This is a genomic window from Ottowia sp., from assembly GCF_047601385.1.
Classification (GTDB): domain Bacteria; phylum Pseudomonadota; class Gammaproteobacteria; order Burkholderiales; family Burkholderiaceae_C; genus Ottowia.
The window spans coordinates 879,211-890,654 of sequence record NZ_JASGJP010000001.1 but is presented as its reverse complement, the minus strand read 5'-3'; the positions used below and the strand labels follow the sequence as shown (position 1 = coordinate 890,654).

General features: G+C 71.1%; 4 protein-coding genes. 2 read left to right on the top strand and 2 right to left on the bottom strand.

Translation table 11 applies throughout. From position 1 onward, the window contains the following. Positions 1 to 23: 23 nt before the first annotated feature. Positions 24 to 5,927: an alpha-2-macroglobulin family protein gene (locus QM772_RS04310; RefSeq protein ID WP_415134221.1), complete on the bottom strand. Its 5,904-nt coding sequence runs from the start codon at positions 5,925 to 5,927 to the stop codon at positions 24 to 26. Positions 5,928 to 6,028: 101 nt separating this feature from the next. On the opposite strand from QM772_RS04310, the gene QM772_RS04305 reads away from it, so the two are divergent. Then, a complete protein-coding gene (locus QM772_RS04305; RefSeq protein ID WP_415134220.1) occupies positions 6,029 to 6,277 on the top strand; it encodes a hypothetical protein in 249 nt (82 codons plus the stop codon). Then, positions 6,274 to 6,708, top strand: coding sequence for a type II toxin-antitoxin system VapC family toxin (locus tag QM772_RS04300; protein ID WP_415134219.1), 435 nt, complete (start codon positions 6,274 to 6,276; stop codon positions 6,706 to 6,708). The genes QM772_RS04305 and QM772_RS04300 overlap by 4 nt, the downstream gene beginning before the upstream one ends. Before the next feature lie 412 nt (positions 6,709 to 7,120). Here the strand turns inward: QM772_RS04300 and QM772_RS04295 are convergent, their stop codons facing one another. Beyond that, positions 7,121 to 11,398: an Eco57I restriction-modification methylase domain-containing protein gene (locus QM772_RS04295; protein ID WP_415134218.1), complete on the bottom strand. Its 4,278-nt coding sequence runs from the start codon at positions 11,396 to 11,398 to the stop codon at positions 7,121 to 7,123. Between the last annotated feature and the right edge of the window lie 46 nt (positions 11,399 to 11,444).

Below are 11,444 nucleotides of genomic sequence, written 5' to 3'. Positions count from 1 at the left end.
TGGCAGCTACAGAAACTGTAGTTTCAAGGCGCCTTCACGGTGATCGCCGCATTCGGCGCCACGCCGAACATCTCGGGCGCATAGAGCGCCTCCACCCGGGTCGGCGGCCACTGGAAGGTGCCGGCGCTGTTCAGCCGCAGCGTGTAGTCCAGCGTGGCCGTGCCTTTGGGCAGGAAGGCGTAGTAGGCGCGGTACGCCTCGAAGCCGCGCTCCTCGAAAGCGGGCCGCGCGCCGCGCGGGGCCTTCTCGCCCGCCGTGGCGATGGCCGAGTCGCGCCCCAGGCTGCTGCCCAGCAGCGTGGCACCGGCGGGCACCGGGTCGTTGACCGCCACCCAGGTCATGTCGCTGGCGGCGGTGATCTCCAGCGTCATGCGCAGCACGTCGCCGCGCGTGTACTGGCCGGCGGGCAGCGACTTGTCGGCCTGCTCGATGGGCGTCACCGTGCGCCTGATCCGGTAGCCCGAAGCCTGCGGCGCCTTCAGGTCGATGGCGGCCAGCGATTGCAGCGTGAGCCACGGCTTGCCGCTGCCGGCGTGGGTGACGGCGAGCGGCGCGGCGCCCTCGGGCCAGGGCAGCTGCATGGTGTTGTGCGCCATCGGCCCGCCGGCCGGGCGCGTGACCTTGGCCCAGTCCACCTCGGCCGCGGCGCCGCCCAGGCTGGCACGCGTGGCGCCGGCGACGGGCGCGGATTCGTGCGCGCGCGAGAAGCGCTCCAGCGCCAGCCCGCCCCACAGGTTGGCGGTGGTGGTGGACCAGGCGCCGCCTTGCTGGCGGGCGATGAAGCCGGCCACCAGGCGGCCGAGGTCGTCCTTCCAGGCGGCATCGTCCATCACCGTCAGCAGCAGGCGCGCGGCGTTGACGTCGCCGCCGGCCATCAGCCACCACCAGTGGTCGTCCTGCTCGGTGCTGAAGACCAGGCGCGTGCCCTGCGTGGACAGGCGCGCGCGCAGCACCTGCCGGGCCTCGGCCAGCAGGCGCGGCTGGCCGTCGATGCGGGGCATGCGTTGCAGCACGCTGATCCAGTCGATCACGGCGCTGGTCGGCCACTGGTTGGGCGCGATGCTCAGCGTGCTGACCATTGCCGGTTTAGCGGCGCCGTGGCGCGCCAGCGCCTCGATGGCGGCCAGCTTGCGCACGCCCAGGTCGTCTCGCGGCGACCAGTGCTTGCGCTCGATGCGGCCTTCGACGAAGGCGGCGAGGCCGGCGAGCATGCGCGCGCGGGCCTCGTCGGGCAGGGCGAAGGCGGGGTGCAGCTGGGCGGCCTCGTGCGTGGCGGCCAGCAGCCAGGCGGTGAGGGTGTCGCTGCCCTGGTCGGCGTCGCCATCCTGCGGCGGGAAGTAGCCGGCCAGGCCGTCGCCGTCCAGGTAGGCGGGCAGCTGCGCGGCCGTCTGCTGCCAGAGCTTCTCGTCGCGCAGGCCGATGGCCTTGCTGGTGTTCTGCTCCAGGCAGGCGTAGGGGTAGCGCAGGAGCCAGTCGCGCACGCCGGGCAGGCCCTCGGCCAGCCAGGGTTGCAGGGCCAGTTGCAGGCCGCCGCGCTTGGCACCGCTGGCGGGCAGCGCGTTGGCGGGCGCGGCGACCTGGAGGGTGTAGGGGCCGTCGAGTTGCACCAGCGCGGCCTGCTGCACGGTGAGCGGCACGGCGGGCACGATGCGCTGGCTGACCTTGAGCGCATCGCGGGCGCCGCCGGCGGTGTCGCGCGCCTCGATCTCCCACAGGAGGGCCTCGGCGCGCGTGGCGGCGAGCTGCGGCGGCGCGGTCACGTCCCAGTGCAGTTCGCGCGCCTCGCCGGCGGGGATGTCCACCGTCTGCGCTTTCAGGTCGAGCCGCGTGGCGCGCGGGGCGACTTCCACCTTCATCGGCTGGCCGGTGGTGTTGCGCAGGGTGAGCAGGGCGCGGAACTCATCGCCGCCCCGCACCAGCGGCGGCAGGCCGCTGATAATCTGCAAGTCCTGCGTGGCGCGCACGCTGGTCTCGCCGGTGCCGAACAGGCCGGTGCCGGCGTCGGCCACGGCGACGATGCGGAAGCTGGTCAGCGCGTCGTTCAGCGGCACCTCCACCTTGGCCTGGCCCCGCGCATCCAGCGGGATGCGCGGCTGCCACAGCAGCAGAGTGTCGAGCAGCTCGCGCGTGGGGCTCTTGCCGCCACCGTCGCCGCCGGCGGGCACGGCCTTGCGGCCGTAGTGGCGGCGGCCGACGATCTCGATCTGCGCGGTGGCCGTCTCCACGCCCCAGGCGCGGCGCTGGAGCATGGCCTCCAGCAGCTTCCAGCTGCCGTTGGGCATCAGCTCCAGCAGCGCCTGATCGACGGCGGCCAGCGCCACCTCGGCGTTGGCGGCGGGCTGGCCGTCGGGGCGCTTGACCTGGATGCTGACCTGCGCCTTGCCGCGCACCGGGTAGCTGTCTTTGTCCGCTTTCACCTCCACCGCCAGCTCGTGCGCCTGGGTGCCGACGCGGATCTCGGCCATGCCGAGGCGGAACGCGGGCTTGCTCAGGTCCACCAGCGGCGTGGCGGGGGCGAAGTCCTTGCTCTCGTGCCAGAAGGCGCGCCACCAGTCGCGCGGCGCCTTGTAGCCCCAGGTGAAGAAGCTGTACCACGGCACTTCGCGCAGGCGCCCGCGCAGCGCCAGCACGCTGACGTACACGTTGGGGCCCCAGGCTTCATCGACCTTCAGCGTCACCGTGGGGTCGTCGCCGCGCAGCTCCACCACCTCGGTGTGCACGATGCCCTCGCGTTCGACGGCGACCAATGCGGTGGCGTAGCGGAAGGGCATGCGCACCTGCAAACGCGCGGTCTCGCCGGGCTGGTAGAGCTTCTTCTCGGGCAGCACGTCCATGCGGTCGTGGTTCTCGCCGCCGAACCACAGCTCGCCCTGGCCGGTGACCCACACGGTGCTGGCGGCGCGCGCGCTGCGGCCCTGGCCGTCGCGCGCGCTGGCGATCAGCTCCACCTCGCCCGGCTGCGACAGCTTCACGTCGCACACCAGCAGGCCGCGCGCATCGCTGCTGCCGGTGCAGACGGTGCCCAGGTCCCTGGTCTCGGTGCGGTTGTCGTAGGTGTAGAAGCCGCCCACCATGCGCTTGCGGCTGGTGGTGGTGATGCGCGCCACGGCCTTCACGTCGAGCGGCACGCCGGCCTGCGGCTTGCCGGCCAGGTCGAGCGCCAGCGCCTGCAACTTGAGCGACTGCCGGGCCGACGCCCAGCCCTCGGCCTGGAGGCCGGCCACCACGGCGGCGGGCCACAGGGTGGCGTTGCCGCGCAGGGTCTGGATCTCGCCGTTGGGGTCGGCGAAGCTGGCTTCGATCAGCAGATCCTGCGCGCGCGGCGCGGGCTTGAGGTCGGCCAGCGCCACTTTGCCGGCGCCGTTGCGGTCCAGCGTGAGGGGCAGCTTGTCGGCCACCACGCGCTGGTCCTGGCGGGCGGCGGCTTCTTCCTCGCCGTCGTCGCTGGTCGTGGTGGCATCGGTGGCGCGCGGCGGATCGAAGCTGAAGGCGTCGTAGTCGGCGAAGCGCAGCGCCTTGTCGCGCGTGAGGGCCGACACGCGCACCGGCAGCGCGCCGGCCGGCCCGCCGGCCAGGTAGTTGACCTGCACCTGCACTGGCACGCTGGCGGCGGCCACCAGCGGCTCCTTGCTTTCGGGGCCGACGCGGCCTTGCAGCACGGGCAGGCGGAATTCCTCCACGCGGAACTGGCCGGTCTCGATCAGCTGGTCGCCGCCGTCCGCGTCCTTGCCGCGCAGCGCCACCTGGTACACGCCCAGCTTGGCGGCGGGCGGGATGGCGAAGCTGGATTCGGCGCTGCGCCCGCCGGTGGCGGTGTTGCGCCAGGCCAGCGCCTGCGTGTATTCCTGCCCGCTGCCGACGTGGGTGACGACCAGCGTGGCCGGGCTGGCCTTGGGCAGGCCGAAGCCGGCGCCGGTCTGCGTGCGCAGCAGGTGCTTCATCGACACCGTTTCGCCCGCGCGCAGCAGGGTGCGGTCGAACACGGTGTGCGCCCGCAGGTCGGGCTGGGGCTCGCTGCTGGTCGGCACGTTGAAGCGCCAGGGCTCGATGCCGCGCTGCCACGACGACCAGGTGAAGGCCATGTCCTGCACGCCTTCGCTCGTGGCCCGCGCGCTGACGAAGTAGGCCGACTGGAAGTCGCCGATGTACTCGTCGCCGCCGCAGTGGGGCGCGCGCGGCGGCAGGCCCTTGAAGCGGGCGATGCCCTGCGCGTCGGTGGTGGCGCTGGCCAGCGCCTTGCCGCGGCAGTCGGATACGCGCACCGCCGCGCCTTCCACCGGCTTGCCCTTGTCCAGCGTGGTGACCCAGGCCAGCGCGTTTTCGCGCCCCAGCTTGAAGTGCACGCCCAGGTTGGTGACCAGGGCCGAGGTGCGCACCACCATCGTCCGCTGGGCGCCGTACTTCGGGTCCAGCAGCGACTGGCCGAGCCGCTGCGAGGCCAGCTCCAGCACGTGGAAGCCCGGCGCCAGCGGCACGCCCACCACCTCGAACGGCCGCTCGGCCGCGCCGCCTGGCGGAGGCGGCAGGTCGATGGCCGTCACCTCCGGCTTGCCCGCCAGCAGCGACAGCGTGCGCGACTCCACCATGTCGCGCGTCTCCTCGCCCACGGGCGGCGGCAGCGGCAGGCCCAGCTCCTTGGCGGCCTGCGCGCGCGGCACCAGCCAGGCGTCGTAGCGCTGCACGCGGGTGAACCAGGCGATGATCTCGGCGTCGCTCTGCGGCTGCAACTGGCTGATCCGCAGCGCCTGCGCCTTCAGGTGCGGCTCGACGTAGCGCAGCGTGACCGGCAGCAGCGCCGGGCCGTCAGGGCCTTCGGCGAAGCGCTCGACGATGCCGAAGGGCGCGGCGGCGAACTTGGCCAGCGGCGGCATCGGCCCGGTGGCGACCTTCAGCGGAAAGCTGGCCGCGTTGGCCAGCGGCCGGCCGCTGGCGTCCTTCAGGTCGGGCGGCAGGCTCAGGGTGAAGCCGGTGCGCTCGGGCAGCGGGGCGGGGAACTGCACCTGGTCCAGCAGCGCGTCGGCGTCGCCCTCGGGGATCACGGGGCTGTATTCGGATTTGCCTCCGCGCAGGCGCGCGTGTTCGAGCAGGCGGCGCGGCACCGGGGCGCTGAAGCGCAGCTCGATCGGGCGGATCGGCATGCAGGCGGCCTGGGCGTTCTCGCGCTCGCAGCCGACGCTGGCGGTGAAGGGTTCGCGCACCTGGAAGGCGAAGCGCTGTTCCATGTTGCTGGTGATGCCGCTGGGCGTGGCCACGCCCTTGCCATAGACCACCTGCACGCGGCTGGCCGGCGTGAGGCGCCGCGCGCACCGGAAGCTGAGGATGCGCTGCGGCTCGCGCGCCGCGTCCTTGTCGAGCCCCAGCGCCTTCAGCAGGCCGGCGCGCGCCTCGCCTTCCACCGGCTGGGCCGGCACCCGCTCGCCCAGGCCGTCGACGGCGCACCAGATGCCGGCCTGCGCGCTTTCCGCCGTGGCCGGGCCGCTCAGGCGCAGCACGAAGACCTGGTCTTCCTCGATGCGCTGCGAGGTGCCCGGCGCGATGCGCTGCACGAACGGCCCGCCGGTATGGAATTGATAGCTGCTGGCGCCCGCCAGTCCTGCGCCAGAGGGCGATTTGAACCCCGAAGCCACGTCCACGCGGCAGCGCACGCCGGGCGGCAGGTCGGCCTCGAAGTCGTACACCCACTCGCGCGCGCCGGTCCAGCGGCCCTGGCCGCGCGAGGCCGCGGCGTCGTCGCAGCGCACCGCCAGCGGCGCCGGCGCCTGGGGGTCGCCGAAGGCGACGGCGTTCTCGCTGAACTTGGCCACCACCTGCCGCACGCGCGCCACCTCGCCCTGCGGGCTGAGCGCGGTGATGGTGAGGGCCTGCGCCTGGGCGGCCGCCAGGCAGGCGGCGAGGGCGAGGAGGCGGGCGAAGGGGGTGGCGGTCATGGGGCCGTAGGGTAGCAAACCGCCTGTCGCTGGACGCCTCTGCATCCACCGTGGTTCCAACGATAATATGGGTGCCCATATTGATTGATGAGGGTGCCCTTATGAAGACCACCATCGAACTGCCCGACCCCCTGTTCCAGCAGGCACGGCGCCACGCCGAGCGCCACCAGATGACCATGAAGGCCCTGATCGAGCAGGGCCTGCGCAAGGTCATGGCCGAGAAGAAGCCCGAGGAACCCTTCAAGCTGCGCGACGCCAGCGTCAAGGGCAGGGGCCTGACGCCCGAGTTCCAGAACGCGAGATGGGAGCAAATCCGCGACCTGATCCACGACCCCGTCAGCGGCCGATGATCGCGCTGGACACCAACCTGCTGGTGTACGCGCACCGCGCCGACAGCCCTTTCCATGCCGCCGCCGCGCCGCTGGTGCGGCAACTGGCCGAAGGCGGTTCGGCCTGGGCGATTCCGTGGCCCTGCCTGCACGAGTTCTACGCCATCGCCACCCATCCGCGCGTGTACGCGCCGCCGAGCACGCCGGCACAGGCCCTTCAGCAGATCGATTTCTGGCTGGAATCGCCCACCCTGCATCTGCTTTCGGAAACCGAGGCGCATTGGCCGCAGCTGCGCGGCCTGCTGGGCAAGGGCAAGGTACAGGGCGCGCTGGTGCACGACGCGCGCGTCGCCGCGCTGTGCCTGGCGCACGGCGTGCGCGAGCTGTGGAGCGCGGACCGCGATTTCAGCCGCTTTCCGGCCTTGCGCGTGCGCAACCCGCTGGTGGCTTGAGGCAGACCCGACTCCGCGTCGATACCCGTGCACCCATCCTGCCGACGTCGCGGACGTTGGCTGAAGGCGCCGCAAGGAGCACGCAGCGGGCAGGTGCCTCGCTTCAGTCCAATAGAATCGCCTACTCCCGCCGTTCGTTCCGGGCGTTAGGCCCAAGGCTGCAGAAATGCTGGCACGCGGCAGGCGGGTACCTCTCAAGCCCAGGTCGCGCCGATCAAAGGCGCCGCAGCACCCAAAGCGTCAGCAGCACAGGCGGCACCGTGATTCCCGCGAACAGCAGCAGCGAACTACCCAGGCGTAAGCCTGCGCACACGGCAAAAACCATCCACCAGAGTGCGAAACCGGGAAGTGTGGACGGGCTGGAATTTTTGCGAGACATGGGGCGGATCGTCGCCGTGGAAGGCGCCGGCGGCTATCCGGAAGCCAGAACGGCCAGCAGGCGCAGGATGTCCTGGCTGGTGTAATAGCGGCCGAAGTCGCGCTCGTCCTGTTCGCGGACGATGGGGAAGGTGCCCAGCACGTAGGCGGCGTCGCGCGCGTCCAGTCCGTAGAGCCAGAAGAACACGGCATCCAGCGCGGCCTGGCGGGCGCGGCGCTCTTCCTCGTCCCAGGCGAAGGGAGGCAGCGGCTGGCCGGATTCGTCCACATAGCCCAGGTCGCGCGCGAAGGGGGCCAGGTCGTGCGCGGTGTAGGACAGGGCCAGCACCTGCGGGATGACGAAGTCCGCCACCGTGGGATGCGCGTGGTGGCCGTTCATCAGACGGGCTTCGCGCATGGCGACTACGAAGCGGCTGGGCAGGCGTTCGTCGAAGCGCTCGGGGGCGATGACGGGGAGTTGCTCCAGGATGAACAGGTTGATCGTTTGACCTTGCAGCTTCTGGCGCAGCACGAAATCGAAGGTGAAGGCATTGAGGTTGGCGCCCAGCAGGGCGGCGATGCGCGCAGCCTCCCGTGGCGCCTCGGCTTGCGGGATCAGCAGCGGCACCTTGTTGCCGAAGCCCACGCCGGGCAGCAGAGCAGCGATCATGCTGCGGGCGTTGGTGGGGGCGGTGATTTCCTTGTAGCCCAGCGCCCAGGCCCAGGGATTGGCGGTGGTCTCCTGCGCCTGCACGAAGAACTGCGGCGCGGGGAACCGTGCAGGGTCAGCTTTCTCATGAGGTTCGATGGGCCGCTGTTGCGCTGCCCGGTGCAGGTTGTCCGTGTTCAACACCACGTCGGCCGCGCGGTGGTCGAACATCTGCACCATCTTTCCTTCGTACAGCGGGACGGCTTCATCGCCCGCGCTGTTCGTCCATCGGTTCAGTGCGGCAGGCGCGTAGCCTCGCGCCCGCAGCTCGCTTTCCTTGAGGAACAGGCGCGAGTCGTTGGTCATGTCGAACATGCGCACGTATTTCACCGGCCAGGCCCTCGCGTCTGGCTGCGCGCCGGTACTGGCGCTCATGCCGCCGTGCCGCACCAGCACCGGGTGGCGCGCATACAGCCCCAGGGTGATGTCGGCGTCGCGCCGGTTGCGGAAGATGGGCGCGGCGCCGGTGTTGGGGTTGACGCGAGCGAAGTCGTCGGCCGACAGCAGCAGCGTGCGCGCCGGGTCGGCATCCAGTTCGTCCAGGGCATGCAGGTAGAAGGCGCAGCGCGTCTGCGCGAAGCGGCGCTCGGGGCCGCCGAACACCAGGGTGCAGAGCTTGAAGCTGGCGTGCACGTCGGGGAAGAAAACCTTGCGGTTCTCGAAGTCGAACAACGCGCCCAGCCGCCCGGTTTCGCTGATGGAGCGGAAGAACGCCGCCGCGCCCTTGTCGGCCGCGATGCCGCTGGGCGTGACGAGCGCCACCAGTCCTTGCGGACGGATCAGCGCCTGCGCGCGCTCGACGAACAGGCTGTACAGGTTCACGTCACCGCCACCCAGCATCGGGTAGTCGCCTGCGCCCTGCTTGCCGTTGCCCAGCACGCGGGCGTTGGTTTCGGCGCGCTCCACGGCCTGCTGGTAGGCCGTCCACAGGGGGGACTTCTTCTGCTCCAGCGTGGCGATCAGGGCCTTGCGGTCGGCGGCGCGGGGCTGGGCGGCAACGCCGAAGTCGCGCTCGGCGAACCATTCCACCTCTTGCAGCTTGATGCGGTCCCACGGTGGGTTGCCGATGACGGCGTCGAAGCCGCCCTGGCTGCCCGCGCCGAACACGGTGGGGAAGGCCGTCCACCAGTGGAAGAAGCTCTCGCGCCGCGCCAGCGCGCGCGCCTGGGCCATCAGCGCGTTGGCGGGCTGGGCGGCGGCGCTGGCCTCGTGCAACTCGCCTGCGCCCAGCACGGTGACCAGGTTCAGGCCGGGGTCGAGCAGCTTGACCAGGGCCTCCAGCCAGGGGTGGGGCTGGCCATCCACGGGTGGCAGCAGGCGAGTGAGTTGCGCGGCCTTGGCGACGGGCCAGCCGGGGATGAGCCAGCGCAGCGCGCGCCAGAAGTCCAGCACGGCGTGCAGCGGGGCCATCTGCGCGGCGGCTTCTTCGGCCAGCTGTTTGGACAGGCGCGCCTCGGCAATGTCCACGTCGGTCAGGTCGGCCACCTGCGCCAGGCTGCGGCCGGCGTGCGCCAGGCGGTCGAATTCGCTTTGCAGCAGCAGCGCGCCCAGGTTTTGCAGGCCGCGCTGCACAGTCTCCAGCCGCTCGCCGTGCAGGCTGTCGCCCACTTTCAGGTGATGGTCGAGGAAGGACAGCGGCGCACCCACGGTGAAGGTGTGCAGCCACAGCGCGGTCTTGGCCAGTTCCACCGCCATGGGGTTCTTGTCGACGCCGAAGATGGCCTTCTTCAGGATCATGCGGCGCACGATGTGGCGGTCGTCCAGCTGCGCGTCGGTCACGGCCCAGCCGCGCTCGTGCGCGGTGGCCTTGATGCTGGCACGGATGGCGGCCAGGCGTTGCAGCACCGGGCTTTGCCAGGGGCGGCCTTTTTCCGCCAGGTGCGCAGCCCAGGGTTGGGCGTTGACCTGTTCGGTGGCGTGGGCAATGGCTTCGAGCACGCGGTCGGCCATGTCGTCCACCAGCGCCACCAGGAAGTGGCCGCTGCCCATGGCGGGGTCGCAGATCTTCAACTCCAGGATGGTGCTGGCGGGATCTTTGGCGTCCAGCGCGTCCCAGTCGGCGGGGTTGAGGGCGGCTTTTTTGCCCAGCTTCTTCAGGTGGGATTCGAAGGCGGCCACACGCTCGCGCGCGAGCAGGCCCACGGATTCGCGCAGCACCAGGCGTACCAGGTCGTCGTGCGTGTAGTAGCTGCCCGAGATCTTGCGCGCGAAGCTGGCAGGCTGGGCCACGATGCGGTTGATCTCGGGCTTGTCCTTGTAGTCGTCCCGCGCCTGCACCTCGTGCACCAGCGCGTATTCGAGCAGGCGCTCGTAGATGCCGCCCAGGTGCGCCACCGACAGGTCGCGGTAGTTGATCCAGCCGCGCAGAACCTCCTCTGTGCGGCGCGACAGCGCGTCGATGATGGGCACCATCACCTTGTCGGGCACGTTGGTGCGCTCCAGCAGCGGCGAGCGGGCGCGGTCGAACAGGCCGCCGTTGTAGGCGGGCATGCCGATGGTGTCGTCACCCACGTTGATGAGGGTGAAGGCGCCTTGCAGATCGAGCCAGATGCGCCCGACGGTGCCGGAGAGCTTGGCGCCCTGGTCCATCAGGTCGCGCACGTGTTCGCGGATGCGCCGCACACTGTAGGGCGCGTAGCGTTCGTCGTGCACGGGCAGCAGGCGGCGGTCTTCGGCGTAGAACAGGAACAGCAGGCGGTACAGCAGCACCAGCGCGGCCTCGCGCACTTCGTCCAGGTAGGCGGGCGTGAACTGCGGGCGGGTGAACTGGCCGTAGCCGACTTTGTGCGTCCGGGCCTCTAGGTCGCCGCGCGCCAGCGCGTCGGCCAGTTGCGGGAAAACCTCGGTGAACACGCGCGCGCCCAGATCCTGGGCTACCTTCTCCTCGTACAGTCGTGCCTCGTTGAGTGCGTAGGTATGCAGGCTGCGCCCGCCGCTGTCCCAGTCCTGCGGCGCGAAGGCGTTGCGCGAGAACAGCATGTGAAAGAGGCGCAGCGCGTGGTCGGGCGGCACCTCGTCCAGCGCGGGCTGCATGCCGGGCAGGCCCAGGGCGCAGGCCACGTCGACCTCGAAGAACTCCTCCGAGCGCGAGCGGGCGTCCTGCCAGTACAGGCGCCACACGGCGCCGTTGGTCAGCATGCCCCACTTGACGGCGCGGTCGCTCACCACGTCAGCGCGGCTCAGGTAGCGCAGCATCTGCGACGAGGGGGCGTCGGGGTCGGTGGGCTCGCTGGTGTCGCCGCGGTCCAGCGGACGCAGCCAGCGCTTGGCCTCCAGGATCGCCAGGCCGTGGCGGTAGCGCTGGTCGTCGCGCAGGGGCAGGGCGGCGGCCTTGGCGTCGGGGCTGGCGAACAGCAGCACGTCGGGCACGTCCTCGCGCCGCTTGCCGGACAGGTTGACCTGGGGCAGGAAGTCGTCGCCCCAGCCCAGCGCCGTCAGCACCCTGTGGATGACCAGGGTTTCGGTCTGCGCCTCGTTGATGGTGCTGGCGGCGTCCAGGCCCTGGAAGATGCTCGCCAGGTCGGCCTTGAAGGCGTCGAAAGCCACAGCGCCCTGCTGCTGCCAGGGCGGCGTCTCCAGGATGCCGCGGGCCAGGAAGTCCTGCGAGAAGAGCTGGCCTTGCATGGTTTGCTATTGGATTGGTAGCTGCTGGCGCTTGTGTGTCGGGCGC